Origin of the sequence: Pseudomonas sp. 58 R 12, assembly GCF_900005865.1 — a bacterium.
Classification (GTDB): Bacteria; Pseudomonadota; Gammaproteobacteria; order Pseudomonadales; family Pseudomonadaceae; genus Aquipseudomonas; species Aquipseudomonas tritici.
On sequence record NZ_CVTP01000006.1, the window covers coordinates 164,209 to 183,007 of the forward strand.

At 60.6% G+C, this 18,799-nt stretch carries 21 protein-coding genes; 3 read left to right on the plus strand and 18 right to left on the minus strand.

Translation table 11 applies throughout. From position 1 onward, the window contains the following. Nucleotides 1-245: 245 nt before the first annotated feature. Nucleotides 246-725 carry a GNAT family N-acetyltransferase gene (locus tag BFP95_RS03010; RefSeq protein ID WP_034099874.1) on the minus strand — a complete coding sequence of 160 codons (480 nt, stop codon included), beginning with the start codon at nt 723-725 and terminating at the stop codon, nt 246-248. Nucleotides 726-913: 188 nt separating this feature from the next. On the opposite strand from BFP95_RS03010, the gene BFP95_RS03015 reads away from it, so the two are divergent. From BFP95_RS03015 to BFP95_RS03025, 3 genes are all read left to right on the plus strand, one after another. Next, nucleotides 914-2,110, plus strand: a complete 1,197-nt coding sequence (locus BFP95_RS03015; RefSeq protein WP_065873953.1) for an MFS transporter — start codon at nt 914-916, stop codon at nt 2,108-2,110. Nucleotides 2,111-2,195: 85 nt separating this feature from the next. Further along, nucleotides 2,196-2,528, plus strand: a complete 333-nt coding sequence (locus tag BFP95_RS03020; protein ID WP_065873954.1) for a hypothetical protein — start codon at nt 2,196-2,198, stop codon at nt 2,526-2,528. Nucleotides 2,529-2,579: 51 nt separating this feature from the next. Continuing rightward, nucleotides 2,580-2,846: a hypothetical protein gene (locus tag BFP95_RS03025; protein ID WP_065873955.1), complete on the plus strand. Its 267-nt coding sequence runs from the start codon at nt 2,580-2,582 to the stop codon at nt 2,844-2,846. A gap of 65 nt (nt 2,847-2,911) precedes the next feature. On the opposite strand, the gene BFP95_RS03030 is transcribed toward BFP95_RS03025, so the two are convergent. The 17 genes from BFP95_RS03030 to fabD form a co-directional block, all read right to left on the minus strand. Continuing rightward, a complete protein-coding gene (locus BFP95_RS03030) occupies nt 2,912-3,829 on the minus strand; it encodes a PfkB family carbohydrate kinase (RefSeq protein ID WP_065873956.1) in 918 nt (305 codons plus the stop codon). Then, entirely contained in the window at nt 3,822-5,288 is a 1,467-nt protein-coding gene (locus BFP95_RS03035) for a purine-cytosine permease family protein (protein WP_065909247.1), read from the minus strand. The genes BFP95_RS03030 and BFP95_RS03035 overlap by 8 nt, the downstream gene beginning before the upstream one ends. 192 nt (nt 5,289-5,480) lie before the next feature. After that, nucleotides 5,481-6,482 carry an ADP-ribosylglycohydrolase family protein gene (locus BFP95_RS03040; protein ID WP_065881314.1) on the minus strand — a complete coding sequence of 334 codons (1,002 nt, stop codon included), beginning with the start codon at nt 6,480-6,482 and terminating at the stop codon, nt 5,481-5,483. Continuing rightward, nucleotides 6,479-7,192: a GntR family transcriptional regulator gene (locus tag BFP95_RS03045; protein WP_065873959.1), complete on the minus strand. Its 714-nt coding sequence runs from the start codon at nt 7,190-7,192 to the stop codon at nt 6,479-6,481. Before BFP95_RS03045 ends, BFP95_RS03040 begins: the two co-directional genes overlap by 4 nt. Nucleotides 7,193-7,262: 70 nt before the next feature. Then, nucleotides 7,263-7,823, minus strand: coding sequence for a DUF1285 domain-containing protein (locus BFP95_RS03050; RefSeq protein ID WP_065873960.1), 561 nt, complete (start codon nt 7,821-7,823; stop codon nt 7,263-7,265). A 16-nt stretch (nt 7,824-7,839) separates the two neighbouring features. After that, complete coding sequence (locus BFP95_RS03055; RefSeq protein WP_065873961.1) at nt 7,840-8,445, minus strand: DUF4823 domain-containing protein; 606 nt, start codon at nt 8,443-8,445, stop codon at nt 7,840-7,842. A 204-nt stretch (nt 8,446-8,649) separates the two neighbouring features. Continuing rightward, entirely contained in the window at nt 8,650-9,618 is a 969-nt protein-coding gene (locus tag BFP95_RS03060; RefSeq protein ID WP_065881319.1) for a GTP 3',8-cyclase MoaA, read from the minus strand. A gap of 115 nt (nt 9,619-9,733) precedes the next feature. Then, a complete protein-coding gene (locus tag BFP95_RS03065) occupies nt 9,734-10,387 on the minus strand; it encodes a TetR/AcrR family transcriptional regulator (RefSeq protein WP_010208394.1) in 654 nt (217 codons plus the stop codon). Between the two features lie 437 nt (nt 10,388-10,824). Next, nucleotides 10,825-11,634 carry a TatD family hydrolase gene (locus BFP95_RS03070; RefSeq protein WP_065881320.1) on the minus strand — a complete coding sequence of 270 codons (810 nt, stop codon included), beginning with the start codon at nt 11,632-11,634 and terminating at the stop codon, nt 10,825-10,827. Between the two features lie 53 nt (nt 11,635-11,687). Next, complete coding sequence (locus tag BFP95_RS03075; protein ID WP_065873964.1) at nt 11,688-12,677, minus strand: DNA polymerase III subunit delta'; 990 nt, start codon at nt 12,675-12,677, stop codon at nt 11,688-11,690. Then, the gene (gene tmk, locus BFP95_RS03080; protein WP_065873965.1) at nt 12,670-13,302 is read right to left on the minus strand and encodes a dTMP kinase; all 633 of its coding nucleotides are present in this window, start codon (nt 13,300-13,302) and stop codon (nt 12,670-12,672) included. Before tmk ends, BFP95_RS03075 begins: the two co-directional genes overlap by 8 nt. Before the next feature lie 19 nt (nt 13,303-13,321). Continuing rightward, nucleotides 13,322-14,455 carry an endolytic transglycosylase MltG gene (gene mltG, locus BFP95_RS03085; RefSeq protein WP_065889843.1) on the minus strand — a complete coding sequence of 378 codons (1,134 nt, stop codon included), beginning with the start codon at nt 14,453-14,455 and terminating at the stop codon, nt 13,322-13,324. Between the two features lies 1 nt (nt 14,456). Then, on the minus strand, nt 14,457-15,272 hold the full coding sequence (pabC, locus tag BFP95_RS03090; RefSeq protein ID WP_065909249.1) for an aminodeoxychorismate lyase: 816 nt from the start codon (nt 15,270-15,272) through the stop codon (nt 14,457-14,459). Continuing rightward, on the minus strand, nt 15,272-16,516 hold the full coding sequence (gene fabF / locus BFP95_RS03095; RefSeq protein ID WP_034108354.1) for a beta-ketoacyl-ACP synthase II: 1,245 nt from the start codon (nt 16,514-16,516) through the stop codon (nt 15,272-15,274). Before fabF ends, pabC begins: the two co-directional genes overlap by 1 nt. Nucleotides 16,517-16,644: 128 nt before the next feature. Beyond that, the gene (acpP, locus tag BFP95_RS03100; protein ID WP_003175607.1) at nt 16,645-16,881 is read right to left on the minus strand and encodes an acyl carrier protein; all 237 of its coding nucleotides are present in this window, start codon (nt 16,879-16,881) and stop codon (nt 16,645-16,647) included. Nucleotides 16,882-17,072: 191 nt separating this feature from the next. Then, entirely contained in the window at nt 17,073-17,816 is a 744-nt protein-coding gene (gene fabG, locus BFP95_RS03105; RefSeq protein WP_034108356.1) for a 3-oxoacyl-ACP reductase FabG, read from the minus strand. Nucleotides 17,817-17,847: 31 nt separating this feature from the next. Continuing rightward, a complete protein-coding gene (gene fabD, locus BFP95_RS03110; RefSeq protein ID WP_065873968.1) occupies nt 17,848-18,786 on the minus strand; it encodes an ACP S-malonyltransferase in 939 nt (312 codons plus the stop codon). Between the last annotated feature and the right edge of the window lie 13 nt (nt 18,787-18,799).

Genomic DNA, 18,799 nt, shown 5'->3' on the forward strand with positions numbered 1-18,799 from the left:
TGAGTGCTGATGCAGCCGACTATAAACCTATCGTTTGAAATATCTCAATATATAAATTTGCATCCCATATAGTGAGCTAAACTCTGAAGTTAATAGGTGATCCTCAAGGCGAACGAAATCGAATGTGGGAGCGGGCTTGCTCGCGAATACGGTGGGTCAGCCATACATGAGTTGACTGATCCACCGCATTCGCGAGCAAGCCCGCTCCCACATTTTGATCTTCAGTGTTTTTTGGAAGGGGTGCTTCAGCCGAGGGCGAAGTCGCGTAGGGCATCGCCTTCCATGCGATAGCGCACCCACTCTTCCTGCGGCTGCGCGCCGATGGATTTGTAGAAGGCAATCGCCGGCTCGTTCCAGTCCAGCACGCTCCACTCAAAGCGCCCGCAACCGTTATCAAAAGCAATCTTCGCCAAATGGCGCAGCAGCTTCTTGCCCGCCCCGCCGCCGCGTTGCTCCGGGTTGATGTAGAGGTCTTCCAGGTACAGGCAGTTGCTGCCCAACCACGTGGAATAGCTGAAGAAAAACACCGCGAACCCAATCGGCACGCCATCGCGTGAACAGATCAGGCCGTGGGCGGTGGCGCCCTCGCTGAACAGGCTGCGCTCAATGTCCACCACGCTGGCGATCACTTCATGCCGGGCTTTTTCGTACTCAGCCAATTCAGTGATGAACGTCAGGATCTGCGCAGCATCGCTGGGCACAGCGGGGCGAATCTCGATGGTCATGGGTGAGCCTTGGCAATTTCAAAGCACACATACTAAGGCGCTTTCATGACTGATTGCAGTGCATTTTCACTGGGGCCGGGGCGCTTTACTCCGCTGTGGAGCAATGCGAGCACCATCAACCACAGAACAATCCGCGCAGGCAGGCATGGTAAACAGACGGCACACCTCCAACAATTCGAGACGTGCCCATGCCTGCGATGCCCTCGGTGAGCGCGAAAACCTTCGCGCTGTTCTGCCTTGCCAGTTTCCTGCTGTCGCTGTCCTACGGCTCGACGTTTTTGCTGTCGCTGTTGATTCATTCACGCGGCGGCAATGAGCACGATGCCGGTAGCGTGATCTCTACGGCAATGCTCAGTACCTTCGTGGCGGTGGTGCTTTCCGGGCATTTGGCGGATGCGTTGGGTGCGGCGCGTGCGATTGCGGGGACGGGCATATTGCTGGTGGTGGCCTGCCTGGGTTTTGCGCTGGTGCCGGGGTTTGGTCAAGGCTTGATGCTTTTTGGGCTGTCACTGGGGCTGGGCTGGGGTGTGTTCTACACGTTGGGACCGATCATCGTGACGTTGCTGGTGGAGCCTCACCATCGAGCCAAGTACTTTGCGCTGCTGTCGGGCAGCATGTTGAGCGGCATCGGCGCGGGCCCTCTGCTCGGGCGCGCCGCCAGCGCGCTGGAGCTGCCACTGACAACCGCATTCTATATCGCCGGGTTGGCCAGCCTGGCAGGTGTCGTGATGTTCTGGCGCATGGGCGCACAGCTCAAGCATCACACCCACGTCCCCACGGCAAAGATTTCCTGGGGTGCCAGCCGTCGAGTGCTGTCTTCCAAAGCGGTGTTCGCCATCCTGATGGTCGGCCTGGGGGGTTGCGTATTTGGCGGGCTGTCATCGTTCCAGACCAGCTACGCCGCCGCCCATGGGCTGGATTATTCGCTGTTCTTCGCGGGTTTCCTGAGTGCGGCAATCACCAGTCGCCTGTTGATCGCCGGCTTTGTGGTCAAGCGTGATGCCTACCGGGCGGCCTGCGTGTTATCCGGGATCATGCTCGGGTCGATCGCGCTGTTTGCCTTTGGCGTGAGCGGAAACCTCAGCTATTTGCTGGCAGCGGCGCTGTTGGGGGTCGGGTACGGACTGACATATTCCGTGATCAACGGGCTGGTGGCCCATGAGGCGCCATCCGGCATGACGTCCCAGGCGTTGCTGCTGTTCAGCCTGGCATATTTTGTCGGAGTCTTCGGGTTTCCGTGGTTGGCGGGCAAGCTCATCGTCGACTACGGCTTGTCGGCGCTGATGATGAGCGTGCTGGGGGTGGCCACCTGCAATTGGTTAATCAGCGTCGCGCGATTGGCCTGGCGTCGAGTCTCGTCACACAAAATCTTACAGGTCACTTGATACCGTTCGTCGCCATCAAGGCACGATCAGGAAACGTCCACTGACCAATAGAGGGTAAGGACATTAATCATATGGAGACACCCTCATGAAGAATTCCACGTTTGCTGCCCTCGCGCTCACCGGCCTGCTGTCGGCAGTGTCCCTGAGCAGTTTTGCCGCCACATCGTCGACCGGCACCACCACGCCTGACGCGACCAGCGAGTCGCAGAAATCCATGGGCACTGGCCTGGATACCAATGGCGGCGCGGTCATCGACAATACCAATGGCGCTGACCCGCACACCAAAGGCCACGACGCCGAACGCCAGGCGCCTGCCGCCGTCGGCAACGGCAAAATGGGCCCATCCGTGAATGAGCCGAAGATCAATAAAGGTGATGATTCGAACCTGCCAGGCGCGCCGAAACAACCTGCGCCATAAACAGCGAATCGCTCTACAGACACCCGATCATTTCCCAGTGAAGAGGTATGCATGAACGTCGATAAAGACCTTGAAAAAGAAGTCCTCACCCGCCTGCTGCACGCTCACCCTCAAGGGTTGGGCAAGGAAGTGCTGGATAACTACCGCGGAGAAAAAGTGGTCGCCAGTGCCTTGGCATTTCTGCAGGATCGCGGGCTTATCAAGGATGGGCATGTGACCACCGATGATGCCGGGGAGTATTCGTTGAATCTGCCGATCAAGCTGACGGCGTCAGGGGTGGATGAGGCGCGGAAGCTGGAAAGTCAGACCGCCCAGTAATGTAGGGCACACCGCAAAACACTGTGGGAGCCGGGCTTGCCCGACTCCCACAATTTTGATTGGGTTTATTCAGTGAGCAGGGCATTGACCTCAGCGGTGCCAGGTGAGGTTGCTGGTCCCCAGCGTGTCACCGCCAGCGCCGCTGCCGCATTCGCCCGCTGCGCCGCTTCAGCGGGTGTAAGACCATTCGCCAACCCCGCGATAAACACCCCCGCATGGGCATCCCCCGCGCCATTGCTGTCCAGCGCCTTCACCTTGAAGCCCGGCACATGGTCGGCCTGGCCTTGTCGGCTGACCCAGCAACCATTCGGTCCATCACGCACCACCAACAATGCGGTCTCGGGCAGATGGTGCCTCAAGTCGCCCAGTGCATCCGCCAACGTACCCGCCCCCGTAAACGCCAGCGCCTCCGGGCCATTGCTGGTCCAGATATCGATACGCGGCAGCAGGGCCACCATCAGAGCAGAATCGGGTGCCTTGACCAGCGGGCCCGGGTCGAACACGACGGTGATGTGACGGGGCAGCGCCAGCAGCCAGTCGACCAACACCTGGGCCTTGCCTTCCAGCAACAGGCTGTAACCGCTGACATAAACGTAATCGTCCGATTGGGGCACCACGCCCGCCAGATCCTCAGCGCTCAAATCACCTTCCGCGCCGATATGGGAAATGAACGTGCGCTCGGTGCTGGCCTCGGTCAGCGAAACGCATAGCCCCGTGTCTTTATCCGTGCTGGGCGCCTGGGCGATTTCCACACCTTCGGCCAGCATCGCTGCGCGGGCCAGGTCGCCAAAGCGCCCGTTGCCGTGGCGCCCCAGATAGATCACCGACAGCCCATTGCGCTTGGCCGCGGCCATCACATTGAAGCCCCCGCCGGTTTCGAAGCTGGCCGATTTTGCCAGCACGTCGCCGCCGGATGCGGGCAAGGTATCGAGGGCCATGACTAGGTCGACGATGACTTGGCCGGTGTGCAGCAATCTAGACATTGGGGCTCTCTACCAAAGCCGGGCGACGGTCAGCCGCGCCGCCCAGTAGCGCATAAATCCCGCCGGCCACCAGGAAGGTGACGATCCAGCCCAAGCCGTTATGGCCCAGCCACGAGTCGGACAACGGCCCGGCGAACCAGGTGTTTTCGGCGGTGGTGCCAATGGTGGTGAAGCTGAAGCCCAACACAATCGCGAGGGCCCAGGCGCCGAATGCGCGCCACTCCACACCGCCGCGATACCAATAGGCGCTGCTTGGGCTCACGTCCAGCAAGTCCGTGGGGCTGTAGTAGTGACGGTGGATCAGGTCGACCACGAAAATACCGACCCAGGCCGTAATCGGCACCGCCAGCAACGAGATGAACGTGATAAATGGGCCATAGAAACTGTCGGCGATCAGCATGAAGTAAATCGAACCGGCGAAGATTGCCACGATGTCGACGATCACCGCGTGCACACGCTTGACCTTCAAACCGAGGGTCAAGGTGGTGAGGCCTGCCGAATACACCGACAGGTTGTTGGAGAGCAGCAGCCCGCCGAACGCCGTGATCAGGTACGGGACCGCCATCCAGGTCGGCAGCATGTCGCGGATCGCGATGATCGGGTCAGTGGCCGACGCCAAGTCGTTATTGCCCACCGACAGCAGGCCGCCGAGGGTGATCAGCAACACCAGCGGGATGCCCGCACCAAACGCGGCAGATGCCACCAGGCGCGCAGCTTTTACACTGCGGTGCTGGTAGCGCGACATGTCGGCGCCGGCATTGGCCCAGCCGATACCGGTGCCCGCGGCCATGGTGCCGACGCCAATGATCATCGCGCTGAGCGGTGCCGGCGTGGCATTGAACACTGCGCTCCAATCGATAGTGGCGCAAAGGAAGCCGCCGACCAGAATGTTCAAGGCGCCGAACACGTAGGTGGCCCACTTCTGGATCACCAGCAGGGTGGCGTGTCCGAGGCCGGATACGGCCAGGGTCAGCAGCACGAAGATCGCGATGAATATCAGGGTGAGTACCGGTGCGCTTTTCGCTTCCACCGCAGAACCGAACAGGATCGAACTCAACGACAGCAGGACAAAGGCCGCTGTGGTGGTGTTGACGGTTTCCCAGCCCAGGCGTGACATCAGCGACACCAGCGTTGGGCCGATATTGCCGCGCACGCCAAAGATGGCGCGGGACAGCGTCAAGCTGGGCGCGCGGCCACGCCGACCGGCGATGGAGATGATGCCTACCACGGCAAAGGAACCGGCAGCGCCGAGGATCGCCACGATGATTGCCTGCCAGATCGCCAGGCCGCGAAACGCCACCAGCGTCGCGCCAAGCGGTAAGCCAAGAATGCTGATGTTGGCCGCAAACCACACCCAGAACAGTTGCAGCGGGTGCCCGTTACACTCGCTTTCCGGGACCGGTTCGATACCACGTGTTTCCAATTGCCCAGCGCTCTGGCCGGAAGAGGTGCTGCTCATGAGGGACGCTCCTGGTGCCTGTATTGTTGTAATTGTGGCAAAGAATCCAATCTCTAAGCCGGTCATCCTGACTCAACGCAATCAGTGTGGGAGCTGGCTTGCCTGCGATTGCGGTCAACCCGTTAGTGCATCAATGGCTGGCACACCGTCATCGCAGGCAAGCCAGCGCCCACATTTTTTGCTCTGCGGTGTTCAGCGCAATGTGAGCAGCCCTTGAACCAACGGCTGCAAATCCAGGCCGTTGACCTGCTTGACCTGATCGATCATTGCCTCAGGCCAGCACTGCATGCCCAGGCATGCGCCCAACATGGCACCCAGAATCGCGGCGATGGTGTCGGTGTCGCCGCCAAGGCTGGCGGCCAGGCACAGGGCCTCGAAGGCATTCATCTCGCCCACCGCCACTTGCTGGGCCAAAGCAAAGGACACCACCACCGACTCCTGTGAGGCCACGGAGGTGCCAATCAACTCATACAGCAGGTCGGCGAACAGGACCTTGTCACCGCTGTCGACGCTCAACGTCCGCGCCCAACTGATGCGCGTGGAAATACGTCCGCCGGCAATCCAGTGGCCATGGTTTTCGGCTTGTTGGGCGATTTGCATACCGATATTGAGTGCCTCACCCAAATCCACGCCGTTAATGCCAGCCGACACCACCGCCGCTACCGCCGCTGCACTGGAGATACCCAGGGTGGTGTTATGGGTGACCTGGCAGGCCTGGATCACCGCCTGGATGAAGTGCGCCGGGTCGCTGACATCCGCGGCGATCCCCACCGGCGTGATGCGCATCGCGGCGCCGTTGGTGGTGCCATAGCGCCCGGATTCTTCCGGCGTGTGGCCGGCGAGGATCATGTCGATCGCGCGCTTGGTCGATGGGCCGAGTAAATCCTGCGAGCCCTTGGCACGCATGACTGCCTCCCAGTCGATCAGGCGCTGGGCGAGCACGGTGGGTTCAATCGTGCCCTGGCCTTCCACCAGCAATTCGCCCACCAGGATCGCCTGCTCGGTGTCATCGGTGATGGAGCCGGCGGGCATGTTTGGCGCGATGGGCTGGTCGGCATCGGCATCTTCCAGGCCGGTGATAGCACCGAAGCGCGCCCGGACTTGCTCGCGGCTCAAGGATTGGGTGGGCATACCCAGGGCATCGCCCAAGGCCAGGCCGTAGAAGGCGCCGAGGGCGCGAGTGTGCGGGGTCATTTCGAATGTCCAAACTGCAGGTGCAGACGAAAGTGCAGAGGATCGAGCCAGCTTTCGACGTACTCCATGAAGCGCTCGCGACGATCGTAGGTCGTGCGCGACGCCTTGAGAAACACCGTGCCTGCAGGGCGACCAAGCAACTCGGCGTCTGCATCGCTGAGGGGCTCGGCACCGATCCACTGGTCACCTTCGGCCCCGACATACCCGTAGGCTGCCAGGGTGATGGTCAGGGAATCATCGATCAGGCCCACGTCAGGCAGGCTCTCCAGGCCTCCGGAGGCTGGCATCAGCGAGCGCTCCAGGGACACGGCGGTGCCGTCGGTAGTGCGGCGGCGCCGGTCGAGGGCGATGAATTGGTCACTGCCGAAACGGTTGAACAGGTCCGGGCGAGTCACCGCTTCCAGGCGCAGGATATCGGTGCTCACCCGCGCGCCGGTGTCGGCCAGGGCTTGGGCCCAACCGCTATGTTGGTCGAGCACCATGCCGTCAAAGGTGACGATGGAACCGACGCCGCTCTGGGTCGCGATGTAATTGCGCCGTTTGAGTTCAGCCAGGGCTTCGCGCAGGGTGCCGCGACTGACCGCAAACTCCTCGGCCAATTGGTGCTCACCCGGCAACAGAAAACCGTCGACCATCACTCCGCCCTCGATACGGCGAATAAGCTCGTCGACGACGCGTTTTTTCTTATCAAATCGAACATGTCTAATCATGTACAAATTGATAACCGAAACCGGTTATTTACAGCAAGCGAATTATTTCAGGAACGTGAAAAAACGGGCCCTAAGGTTCCAGCCCAATACGGAAAAACTCCCCAGCGCTCCAGACACCAAGCCAGTTCTGACCGTTGATCGGACGGCTCACCGCCAGCTCCACCAATTGGTAGAACGCGTTTCGATGCACCAAGGCTTCAAGGTTGGTGCGCACCCGAATGTAGGGCGCGGGCTCCTGGGTGAGCGGATCGATCACCACGCGCAACGGATGTTCAAGACCGGCTTCGACCTGCTCATCCACGTTGGTGGTAAAACGCAATACCTGGCTTTCGCCCTGCCCTTCGACTTCCAGGGTCACGGCGACAAACGGCGCATCGTCGACGGTGATGCCGACTTTTTCCACGGGAGTGATCAGGAAGTAATCATCGCCATCGCGGCGGATGATGTTGGAGAACAGCTTGACCATCGGCTTACGCCCGATCGGCGTACCCTGATAGAACCAGGTGCCGTCGCGGGCGATGCGCATGTCGATGTTGCCGCAGAAATCCGGGTTCCACAGATGCACCGGCGCCGGTCCCTTGCCTTTGGGCAGTTGGGCCAACAGATCGTTGGCCTTGGCGGAATCGGTCATGGGCTTCTCCTGGTGCTTATTGATCACTCATCCCAAGCAGGCCGCGGGCGTACTGCGCCAGGGGGCGGGCAATCAAGTCTTCTGGCTTATTGTCGTGGAACGTCAGTAAACCGCCACGACTGCGAATACGCGCAGTATCAATCAAATACTGGGTGCTGGTCTCGATCAACATGATCTGGATGACACCGTTGTCCAGGCCAACACGATCAAGGGCCTGCTGATCAGCCCACTCGTCGGCATTGCCGATACGGTCATCCGCTGCCGCAAATCGGCAGTACAACAGGTAGTGAGCGCCGGCTGCACGGGCTTCGGACATTGCCTGCTCCAAACCTTCCGGTTGGCGGGCGCGGCGGACCATGGGGAAGTATTCGACGAAGCCGTTGAAGGCTTCCTCTGCCACCACGTTAGGACGCGGGTAGGCACTGCCTGGCGGCACGAAGGCACCCTGGGCGATAAAGATAAAGGAGTCCGGCTGCACGCGAATCGAGGCCGTGCGACGGGTGTCACTGTGGTCGAGCAAGCCGGCATCGCTCATCTGATAGCGGGTGCCTTCGGCCATATCGCTGACGGTCATGCAACCACTCAGCGTCAACGACGCCAGCAACAAAACCAGACTACGCATCCTAATCCTCCAGAAGCCGGTGACGGAAAACCGGCGAATGGGCGTGAGATGCAGATTCTGCGCCAGCTTGACGACAACACATAGCAAATGTGGGAGCTGGCTTGCCTGCGATGGCGGTCTGTCAGTGGCCTGATTGGGTGACTGACATTCCCATATCGCAGGCAAGCCAGCTCCCACAGTGGCGGTATGCCGGATTGAAATTGATCAGCCGCCAATAATCTTCATGATGGTGGCACCGCCGGAGAACGCCACTTCCTGTTTATCCCCCAACGCCTTCATCAACAGGCCTTGCAGCGCAGGCAGCGCTTGATGGCGCGGCTTGTCCAGCAGGTCGCCGACATAGTGACGGTTGCTCGACGACAGGCAGCCATGCAACCAGCCGGTGGACGACAACCGCAGCCGTGAACAGGTACGGCAGAACGGCACACTCTCGTTGGCAATCACGCCAAAGAAACCCTTGCCCGGTACTTCGTAGCGTACGGCGGTGGCGTCCACGGGGGCATTGGCTTGCAGGTATTCATACCGTTCGCCGATCAGGCTCAGCAGTTGCTGCAAGCTGACAAATTGCTGCAGGAACGCGTTGGAGTCCTTGGCCAGGTGGCCCATGCGCATCAGTTCGATAAAGCGCAACTCGTAGCCGCGCTCCAGGCAGTAATCGAGCAGCGGCATCACTTGGTCGAGGTTCTGGCCGCGCAACGGCACCATGTTGACCTTGATCTTGATCCCGGCAGCGCGGGCCTGGTCCATGCCATCGAGCACGGTGGCCAAGTCACCGCCACGGGCGATGCTGCGGAAGGCGTTCGCATCCAGGGTGTCGAGGGAGACATTGATGCGCTTGATCCCGGCCTCCACCAGCAACGGCAGTTTGCGCGCCAGCAGTTGGCCGTTGGTCGTCAAACTGATGTCACTGAGGCCCATCTGCCCCACTGCGCCCATGAAGGCTTCCAGCTTGGGGCTGACCAGCGGCTCTCCGCCGGTAATGCGCAGACGGTCGATGCCGGCCGCCTCAATAAGATAAGCCACGCCGCGCGCCATCGCCTCGGCCGAGAGTTCGTCCTGGGCAGCCACCAGCCGCTTGCCGTTAGGCACGCAGTAGGTACACGCGTAATTGCAGGCTGAGGTCAGGCTGATCCGCAAATTGCGAAAACGCCTGCCTTGACGATCAACGATCATGGATCACTCCGGCAGAGGATGATTCGGGCGCGCTAAAAGCTGACTGATAAATCAGCTTTTAGCAAGAGTCCATGCCTGAGTATATTCCTGGGGTACTGCGCGTGGCAGCAAATCATTACGTGGCGGGCGTTTCAGCCGGTGGCTGCTCGGCGCTGTGCTTGCGTTTGTTGCCCATGCGCACGCCGATATCCATCAGGAACTGGAAAAAACCTTCCTGATCTTCCAGCACATTGCTCCAGAACGGCGAGTGATACAGCGCGACAGCACCGTGTACCAAGGCCCAGGCGGCGCAATAGTGGAAATACGGCGGCACGTCTTCCAGCTTGCCTTCGCTGATGCGACCCTTGATCAGCAGCGTCAGGCGCTCGAAGTTCGAGGCGCGGATCTTGTGCAACTCCTCGACCATTTCCGGCACTTGATGGCCCTTGACCACCTTCTCTTCCAGACGGTCGAACAGGCGGTAGCGCTGCGGATCGCGCATGCGGAACTCGAAGTAGGCGCGGGACAGGGCTTCCTTGTCCTTGTCCACATCGGCCGAGTGCAACAGCTCGTTCAAATCACGCTCGTAGTCGAGCATCAGGCGCAGGTAAATCTCGGCCTTGGACTTGAAGTGCTTGTAGATCGTGCCTTTGCCGATACCCACGGCATCCGCAATCATCTCGACGGTGACGCTGTCTTCACCCTGTTCGAGGAACAACTTCAATGCGGTGTCGAGAATTTCCTGCTCACGGCGGCGAAACTCACGGACCTTACGGGGTTCTTTGTGCATGAGAAAGAGGTCTGCAGAGGTCGAAATAGGGAGGGTTGCGCAGGGCCACGGATACGTGGCGATACGATTTACCCAGTGCGAGGGATTATCCCGACTGAACGGTCGTTGGGCAATGTCTATGTGAACCCGTAATGCACTTTACTTTCAGCGCACCAACGTTTGCATTGATTTCAGTCAGAAATAATACGCAACAACTGCCCCTGTACACCTGCTTGATGAGAACTCAAGCGAAGCGCACGTATTCCAAATCTGTTTAAAAAACGACCAGTCGCGACTGGACTGAATCGGATACTGATCAATACTTGAACTGTCGGCGTGACATCTCCCCCAAGTGACGCGTCGACCTGGGTACCAACGGACCGCGTGCCCTTGTTTTACTCCTAATGGTCTTAGCCCGGATTCACCCCCCCAGAACCCGGGTTTTTTTTGCCTGCGATTTAGTTATCTACACAATGCTGTAGTGAGCCGGCCACGTGAGCCAGCGGGAACAGGCGCTTGAAGTTCTCGGTGGTCTGTTCGGCAAAGCGCTCGTAGGATTCGCCGCGCAGCATCGCCAGGTAATCCGCCACATCGCGCACATACTCCGGCAGGTTTGGCTTGCCGCGATGTGGGATGGGCGCCAGGTAAGGCGAGTCGGTTTCCACCAGCAGGCGATCGGCCGGGACTTGGCGCGCGACGTCGCGCAGGGCGTCAGCATTGCGGAAGGTAACGATGCCCGACAGGGAAATGTAGAACCCGAGGTCCAGGGCCGCCTTGGCCATGTCCCAGTCTTCGGTAAAGCAGTGCAACACGCCAGCCTGGGGCAGCGCGGCTTCGCGCAGCAGGGCCAGGGTGTCGGCACGGGCGCCACGGGTATGGACGATCACTGGTTTACCGGTCTGTTGGGCAGCCTGCAGGTGCAAACGGAAGGAGGCTTGCTGCAACTCGGCGGCTTCGGGCTCGTAGTGATAATCCAGGCCGGTTTCACCGATGGCCACAACGCGCGGGTGATTGAGCTCGCCCAGCAGCCAGTCGAGGGCCGGGGCTTCGCCGGGCTTGAGGTCCAGCGGATGGATCCCCACCGAACAATCCACATCGGCGTACCGATCAGCCAGGGCTTTGACGTCGGCAGCATTTTCAGCGCTGACGCCGATGCACAGGAAGTGCCCTACTCCGCGCTGGCGTGCCGCTTCGAGCGCGGCGTCAAGGGAGCCGCCGTGCTGGGCAAGGTCAAGGCGATCAAGGTGGCAATGGGAATCTACGAGCATAAGAATTAAGTCACTGAAAGTGTTTGACCAACGATACCCGTCAGCCAGGGAAATTAACGCCGGCCAAGCAAACCGACCCACTGCACCAGCAGCGCTTCAAGCAACAGCACACGGTTGAGGTTGGCTTTGCCGAGCACCTTCTGACGCTGGGCGAGGATCCAGTCCTGGATCGTCAGCACTTTGTCCTGAGCACTTTTTTGCGCCAGGTACTGCACCACTTTGCGCATGTCCGGCAGGCCCAGGCCGTTTTCATCCTGGGTCAGCTGGTAGCGCAAGATCAGGCTCGACCAATCGCAGAACCAATCGAACAGCAATAGCAGGGGAACGTCCTTCCAGGCGGTTTCAGCCAACTGGGTGGCGGACACTTCCTGCTTGATCAGTTTCTTTACGCCCTCCACCACCAGTGCGCGTTGCTCACGCACACCTTGGGCTTGCAGCTTCACCGCGGCCAATGGCGAACCCGCGGCCAGTGTCAGCAACTCGACCCGTTCTTCCTGACTGCACTGCGGCAACGCCTGCGCCAGCCACTCAAGACTCAGCGCCTCGCTTGGCAGCGGGCACGCCTGCTGAACGCAACGGCTGCGGATGGTCGGCAGCAAACGGCTCGATTGGTGGCTGACCAGCAACAACACGGTATCGCCAGATGGCTCTTCCAGGCTCTTGAGCAAGGCGTTGGCGGCGTTGATGTTCATCGCCTCCACCGGCTCGATCAACACCACCTTGCGCCCGCCCATCTGCGCGGTTTGTACTACGAAGCTGACGAGGTCACGGACTTGGTCGACCTTGATCGCCTTGTCGGCTTCCTCGGGCTCCAGCACGTAGTTGTCGGGATGGCTGCCGGCCTTGAGCAACAGGCAGGATTTGCACTCGCCACAGGCTTCCAGGTCGACCGGGCGCTGGCACAGCAGCCTGGCCATGAGTCGCTCGGCCAAGTCCCGCTTACCGATACCCACCGGCCCATGCAACAGGTAGGCATGGGCGTGGTGAGCACGGCCGGCCAATTGTTGCCACAGGCTGGCCTGCCACGGATAGGCTTCAGGCACGGGCGCGCTCCAGCAGTGTTGGCAACAGCGCGTCGATGGCTTGCTGCACCTGGGCCAGCGGTTGGGCCGCGTCCAGCAGGTGATAACGCGCAGGCTCGGCCGCAGCACGTTTGAGGAACGCGGTACGGACCGCGTCGAAGAAGGCCTGGCCTTCCAGCTCAAAACGGTCCAGGCGACCACGGGCACTGGCGCGGGCCAGGCCCACTTCCACCGGCAGGTCGAACACCAGGGTCAGGTCAGGGCGCAGGTCGCCTTGGACGAAGGTTTCCAGAGTGGCGATGCGCTCCAGGCACAAACCCCGACCGCCACCCTGGTAGGCATAGGTGGAATCGGTAAACCGGTCGCAGATCACTACGGCACCGCGCGCCAGGGCCGGGCGAATCACCTCGGCCAAGTGCTGGGCGCGCGCGGCGAACACCAGCAGCAGCTCGGTGTCCGGGTTCATCTGCTCTTCACCCGGAGCGAGCAGCACCTCACGGATGCGCTCGGCCAACGGCGTGCCGCCGGGCTCACGGGTCAACACCACCTCGATGCCTTGGGTGCGCAAGCACTCGGCCAGGTAATCGCGGTTAGTGCTTTTGCCGGCGCCCTCGGGGCCTTCCAGGGTAATAAACAAGCCAGTCACAGGCAGTCCTTAGTCAGAATTATTGCGGGCTTGGCGGCGCAGTGGTGTCCGGCGCAGGCTCGGCCGGTTTATCAGCTGGCACATCCGCCGGTGGCGTTGCGTCTTCCGCAGGCTTCACCACCGGTGCCGGACTGGAGCGGTAATCGGCGCGGCGTTTGAGTTGAAACTCGCGCACGGCGGCATTATGCGCATCCAGGTCATCGGAGAAAATATGGCTGCCATCGCCCCGTGCGACGAAATACAGGCTGCTGCCCGGCACCGGATTCAGCGCGGCATGGATCGCCTCGCGGCCGACCATCGCGATAGGCGTCGGCGGCAGACCGGCAATCATGTAGGTGTTGTAAGGGTTGGCTTCCTTGAGATGAGCGCGGGTCAACTTGCCGTTGTAGCGCTCGCCCAGGCCGTAGATCACCGTCGGGTCGGTCTGCAACAGCATGCCGATCTTCAAGCGACGCACAAATACCCCGGCGATCTGCCCACGCTCCTCAGGTACGCCGGTCTCTTTCTCCACCAGGGAAGCCATGATCAGCGCTTGATAAGGGTCAGTGTATGGCGCATCGGCGGCGCGCTTGCTCCACTCCTGAGCGAGTACATCGTCCAGGCGGTTGTAGGCTTTTTTCAGGAATTCGACGTCGGTCATGCCACGCACGAAGCGGTAGGTATCGGGGAAGAACCGCCCCTCGGGGAACACGCCAGGGTGGCCGAGTTTATCCATGACTTCGCTGTCAGTGAGGCCCGAAAGGCTCTGCACGATCTTTTCATGCTTGGCTAAGGCCGAGCGCACCTGGCGGAAGTTCCAGCCTTCGACCAGGGTCAGGCTGTATTGAACCACTTCGCCACGCTGCCAGAGGCCGATCAAGCCCTGCGCCGTCATGCCAGGCGTCATGCGGTATTCGCCGCTGTGCAGTGGCTGGCCGTCGAGGTTGAAGCGCCAGTACAGGCGCAACCAGAACGCGCCGTCGAGCACGCCATCGGCTTCCAGGCGATTGAAGGTACCGGTCGGGGTCGCCCCTGCCGGTACATCGAGCAATTGCTCCTGGGTCAGGTTCAAAGGCTGCTTCAAGGCAGCATCGAACTTCCAGGCCGAATAGCCCAACAGCAAAGCCGCCGAGAACAGACCGACCAGCAGCAGTACAACCAGTTTTCGTATCAACTCAAATTTCCAATAGCGCGCGAACAATGCCCTGCAGTTTACGGGTGAGCGGGCCAACCGACCAGCTCATCGCAGCGTACCCGCGCACAGGCCAAATGCCATAAACGCTGTTGCACACAAAGACTTCGTCAGCCTGCTGCAACTGCACGAGGCTGATGTCGGCCACGGCCACCGGGGTGCCCAGCGCTTGAGCCTGGGCCAGAATCTCGGCGCGCATCACGCCGGCAACGCCGCAACGCGTCAGATCAGCGGTTAGTAACAAGCCGTTGCGCACAAGGAACAGGTTGCTGAATACGCCTTCGATGACACGCCCAGACATGTCCAGCATCAAACCTTCAGCGTGCTCGGCATCCCGCCATTCGGCACGGGCGATCACCTGCTCAAGGCGATTCAGGTGTTTGAGGCCGGCCAGCAGTGGCTGCTCGGCCAACCGGGTGGCACACGGAAACAGGCGGATGCCGTCGGTTCCATGGGCGAGGGGATAAGTAGCGGGCGGGTTGCCCTGCAAGATACGGCGCACTGGCGCGCCAGGGTTGATGCCATAGCCACGCAGACTGTCGCCACGGGTAAGGATCAACTTGAGGACACCGTCGCCAAGGGCGGCGGCATAGGCCAGCACTTCGTTGCGGATCAAAGGCTGATCTGCAACCAAAGCGAGGCGCCTGCAACCCTCATCGAGGCGTTGCAGGTGACGGTCGAGCAGCACCGGCTGCCCGGCCCTGACGGCGATGGTTTCGAACAGCCCGTCGCCATACGCCAGGCCGCGATCTTTCAGGGGCACGTTATCCGCTGGCTGACCGTCGACCCAGCTGTGCATCACTCGGCGAACCGGCGGAACACCAGGGACCCGTTAGTGCCACCAAAACCGAACGAGTTGGAGATCACCACGTCGATCGGCATCGGCTGCGCTTCGTGAGGCACGAAGTTCAGGTCGCAGCCTTCGTCCGGCTCATCAAGGTTGATGGTCGGGGGAGCGACCTGATCCTTGATGGCCATCACGCTGAAGATCGCTTCAACCGCACCCGCCGCGCCCAACAAGTGGCCGGTCATGGACTTGGTGGAGCTGACCGCCAGCTTGTAGGCATGCTCGCCGAACACCGACTTGATGGCTTCAGCTTCCGCCAAATCGCCAGTCGGCGTCGACGTGCCATGGGCATTGATGTACTGCACCTGGTCCGGGTTGACCTTCGCATCGCGAAGGGCGTTTGTGATGCAACGCGCAGCGCCGGCACCGTCGGAGGGTGGCGAGGTCATGTGGTAAGCGTCGCCGCTCATGCCAAAGCCGATCAGCTCGGCATAGATGGTCGCGCCACGCGCCTTGGCGTGTTCCAACTCTTCCAGCACCAGGGCACCGGCGCCGTCGGACAGGACGAAACCATCACGGCCTTTGTCCCACGGGCGACTGGCGCGGGTGGGCTCGTCGTTGCGGGTCGACAGTGCACGGGACGCACCGAAGCCGCCCATGCCAAGGCCACAGGCCGCCATCTCGGCGCCGCCAGCGATCATCACGTCGGCTTCGTCATAGGCGATGTTGCGCGCCGCCATGCCGATGCAGTGCGTGCCGGTGGTGCACGCCGTAGCGATGGCGTAGTTAGGCCCCTGTGCGCCCAAGTGGATGGACAGGAAACCGGAAATCATGTTGATGATCGAGCCCGGCACGAAGAACGGTGAAATTCGACGGGGCCCGGAATCGTGCAACGTGCGGCTGGTTTCTTCGATATTGGTCAAACCACCAATACCCGAACCCATGGCCACGCCGATGCGGTCACGGTTGGCGTCGGTGACTTCCAGGCCGGCGTTCCGCACTGCCTGAAAACCGGCTGCCAGGCCGTATTGAATGAACAGGTCGAGTTTGCGAGATTCTTTGACCGAGAGATATTCCTCGACATTGAAGCCCTTGACCGAGCCGCCAAAACGGGTGGAATAGGCAGAAAGGTCCGTGTGTTCGATCAGACCAATACCACTGTGGCCAGCCAGAATGCCCTGCCAACTGCTCGGCACATCCGTGCCCAGTGGCGACAACATACCCATACCGGTGACTACGACGCGTCTACGCGACACAGCACTCTCCTTTTTCTAATGACGACACTTTTGCTTCAGCGCTCACATTTCGTCAGGGCTAAAGAAAAAACCGCACGCCGTTACAGCAGTGCGGTTTTTCCCTGAAAGCAAGCGACGACTACAAACTATTACGCCTGGTGGCTAGTAACGTAGTCGATAGCAGCTTGAACAGTAGTGATTTTTTCAGCTTCTTCGTCCGGGATTTCGGTCTCGAATTCCTCTTCCAGAGCCATCACCAGCTCAACGGTGTCAAGGGAATCGGCACCCAGGTCTTCTACGAAGGAAGCAGTGTTGACCACTTCTTCTTCCTTAACGCCCAGTTGCTCGGCGACGATTTTCTTGACGCGCTCTTCGATGGTGCTCATACCTTGTTTAACTCCTAATGGACAAATTCAGGCAGCTGGCCAGTGGGTAAGTGTATAGAAAGCCATTTCAGCTTTTCAACTGAAAGCTTCACCCAGTACCCGGTCGGCCACCCGCCTATAAATTAAGTTGCAGCTTTATAACGGATTTTAGACAGCTCGTATGACATTTTTTTGAAGCGATCCGTCACAATTTAACTCATGTACATCCCGCCGTTCACCGGGATTGTAGCCCCAGTCACGTATGCCGCACCGTCGGATGCCAGGAAAGTGACCACATTCGCGATCTCTTGAGCCTGGCCCAGACGGCCCAGCGGAATCTGCGTCAGCAAGGCTTCACGCTGTGCTTCCGGCAACTCGCGGGTCATATCGGTGTCGATGAACCCTGGAGCCACCGAGTTGACCGTAATCGACCGCGAGCCGACTTCACGTGCCAATGCACGGCTGAAACCTTCCAGACCGGCCTTGGCGGACGCGTAGTTTACTTGGCCTGCGTTGCCCATGGCACCCACTACGGAGCCAATATTGATAATTCGGCCCCAACGCGCCTTGGTCATGCCACGCAAAACGCCCTTGGACAGGCGAAACAGACTGTTCAAGTTGGTATCGACCACGTCGTACCACTCGTCGTCTTTCATGCGCATCATCAGGTTATCGCGGGTGATGCCGGCGTTGTTTACCAGAATCGCCGGCGCGCCAAACTGCGCGGTGATCTCGGCCAGCACGGCGGCCACTGACTCATCGCTGGTCACGTTCAGCTCAAGGCCGGTGCCTTGCACGCCGTTTTCCTTCAGGGTCGCGGCGATACGCTCGGCGCCCGAGGCGGACGTGGCAGTGCCGATCACAATGGCGCCCTGACGGCCCAGCTCCAGGGCGATAGCCTGGCCAATGCCACGGCTTGCGCCGGTAACCAGTGCAACTTTACCTTGCAGACTCATGCAGGCTTCTCCTAAGTTCGGAAATTGAGGGTCAGACCAGGGCTGCGCGAGCGGCAGCAAAGGCGTCAGGTGTATTGAGGTTGGCCGTCGAGACGCCGTCGGCGCAGCGCTTGTTCAGGCCGGCGAGGACTTTGCCCGGGCCGCACTCAACCAGCTCGGTGGCGCCATTGGCCGCCAGGGTCTGGACCGATTCAACCCAGCGCACGGGCTTGTAGAGCTGCTCGAGCAGGTCGCGCTTGAGGGTGTCGAGGTCGGCCGCCACGGCGGCGCTGACGTTCTGTACCAGCGGGATCTGCGGTGCCTGCCAGTTGATGGCAGCGATGGACTCGGCAAAACGCTCGGCCGCCGGGCGCATCAATTCGCAATGGGACGGTACGCTGACCGGCAACGGCAAGGCACGCTTGGCGCCACGGGCCTTGCAGATTTCGATTGCGCGCTCAACGGCAGCCTTGGCACCCGCGATGACCACTTGGCCAGGGGAGTTGAAGTTAACGGCGCTGACCACGTCGCCCTGGGCCGCTTCGGCGCAGGCTTCGATCACCACGGCGTCGTCCAGGCCCAGGATAGCGGCCATGCCGCCCTGCCCTGCCGGAACGGCTTCTTGCATCAGCTGCCCACGACGCTCGACCAGCTTGACCGCTTCAGCCAGGGTCAAGCTGCCCGCCGCCACCAAGGCGCTGTATTCGCCAAGGCTGTGACCGGCGACGAATGCTGGACGCGCGCCGCCTTCCGCCAGCCACAAGCGCCACAGGGCGATCGAAGCGGTCAGGATGGCCGGCTGGGTTTTATCGGTTTGATTGAGTTGCTCTTCCGGCCCCTGCTGGGTCAGTGCCCACAGGTCGTAACCCAGGGCGTCGGAAGCTTCCTTAAAGGTGTCCAGGATCAACGGGTATTGCGCGCCCAGTTCGGCCAACATGCCGAGGGACTGCGAACCCTGCCCTGGAAAGACGAATGCGAGGGATGTAGACATGTAACAAGCCCCT

Excerpts from the sequence above, each read along its gene's own strand:
- BFP95_RS03010 (WP_034099874.1), bottom strand. The coding sequence starts at position 725 with ATGACCATCGAGATTCGCCCCGCTGTGCCCAGCGATGCTGCGCAGATC.
- BFP95_RS03015 (WP_065873953.1), top strand. The coding sequence starts at position 914 with ATGCCTGCGATGCCCTCGGTGAGCGCGAAAACCTTCGCGCTGTTCTGC.
- BFP95_RS03020 (WP_065873954.1), top strand. The coding sequence starts at position 2,196 with ATGAAGAATTCCACGTTTGCTGCCCTCGCGCTCACCGGCCTGCTGTCG.
- BFP95_RS03025 (WP_065873955.1), top strand. The coding sequence starts at position 2,580 with ATGAACGTCGATAAAGACCTTGAAAAAGAAGTCCTCACCCGCCTGCTG.
- BFP95_RS03030 (WP_065873956.1), bottom strand. The coding sequence starts at position 3,829 with ATGTCTAGATTGCTGCACACCGGCCAAGTCATCGTCGACCTAGTCATG.
- BFP95_RS03035 (WP_065909247.1), bottom strand. The coding sequence starts at position 5,288 with ATGAGCAGCACCTCTTCCGGCCAGAGCGCTGGGCAATTGGAAACACGT.
- BFP95_RS03040 (WP_065881314.1), bottom strand. The coding sequence starts at position 6,482 with ATGACCCCGCACACTCGCGCCCTCGGCGCCTTCTACGGCCTGGCCTTG.
- BFP95_RS03045 (WP_065873959.1), bottom strand. The coding sequence starts at position 7,192 with ATGATTAGACATGTTCGATTTGATAAGAAAAAACGCGTCGTCGACGAG.
- BFP95_RS03050 (WP_065873960.1), bottom strand. The coding sequence starts at position 7,823 with ATGACCGATTCCGCCAAGGCCAACGATCTGTTGGCCCAACTGCCCAAA.
- BFP95_RS03055 (WP_065873961.1), bottom strand. The coding sequence starts at position 8,445 with ATGCGTAGTCTGGTTTTGTTGCTGGCGTCGTTGACGCTGAGTGGTTGC.
- BFP95_RS03060 (WP_065881319.1), bottom strand. The coding sequence starts at position 9,618 with ATGATCGTTGATCGTCAAGGCAGGCGTTTTCGCAATTTGCGGATCAGC.
- BFP95_RS03065 (WP_010208394.1), bottom strand. The coding sequence starts at position 10,387 with ATGCACAAAGAACCCCGTAAGGTCCGTGAGTTTCGCCGCCGTGAGCAG.
- BFP95_RS03070 (WP_065881320.1), bottom strand. The coding sequence starts at position 11,634 with ATGCTCGTAGATTCCCATTGCCACCTTGATCGCCTTGACCTTGCCCAG.
- pabC (WP_065909249.1), bottom strand. The coding sequence starts at position 15,272 with ATGCACAGCTGGGTCGACGGTCAGCCAGCGGATAACGTGCCCCTGAAA.
- acpP (WP_003175607.1), bottom strand. The coding sequence starts at position 16,881 with ATGAGCACCATCGAAGAGCGCGTCAAGAAAATCGTCGCCGAGCAACTG.
- fabG (WP_034108356.1), bottom strand. The coding sequence starts at position 17,816 with ATGAGTCTGCAAGGTAAAGTTGCACTGGTTACCGGCGCAAGCCGTGGC.
- fabD (WP_065873968.1), bottom strand. The coding sequence starts at position 18,786 with ATGTCTACATCCCTCGCATTCGTCTTTCCAGGGCAGGGTTCGCAGTCC.